The sequence below is a fragment of the Streptomyces sp. P17 genome (assembly GCF_032436805.1).
GTDB lineage: Bacteria > Actinomycetota > Actinomycetes > Streptomycetales > Streptomycetaceae > Streptomyces.
The window spans coordinates 1-563 of the sequence record NZ_JAVRBF010000267.1; the positions used below are offsets into that span (position 1 = coordinate 1).

1 protein-coding gene is annotated in these 563 nt (G+C 33.2%); it reads right to left on the bottom strand.

The annotated features are described in order from the left end of the window. Positions 1-563 (bottom strand): hypothetical protein (locus RMT89_RS40780; protein WP_315888803.1); only part of this gene is annotated, 563 nt, incomplete at both ends.

The window sequence follows — 563 nt, forward strand, 5'->3', positions numbered from 1 at the left end:
AAGAAAACCAATGCTTATAGCCAAGTATTTTAAAAAGACGGACGCTCATAAAAGCAATAGCCAACATCAACAAAATTAAAATAATCACACCACCATAGTTTAATTGAAGGATATAACCAATATCACTGCTTTTCTCGAACCCAGAATCATATAAAGAAACCCCTGTACCAAAAACAAAACCCGCAACAGTCTCAGGAAAATGAACATGGCTATTCAAAAGAACAGCAATTATGTTATTACCGTCAAGTCCATAATGAAAGAAGTCAGCAGCTTCCAAAAAGAAACCCAGACTCCATCTATTTTCTTGAATGAAATCGCCTGATGAAAAATAAAACCAAAAAGACACCCCTAAAAAAGACAAAAGCCAAATAGCTTTTGCTTTTAGATCACCATATAAAAAAATATAAAAAACAAAAAAAACAAAACCTACAAACCCAATTCTAGCATTTACTGAAACAGCGAATAAGAACAATGGGCACAACAAAACAAAAAACCATGATCTTCTATAGAGGATTAAGCTATAACCTGCGCAAATCCCTAAAACAACAGAATATGTATAAGTC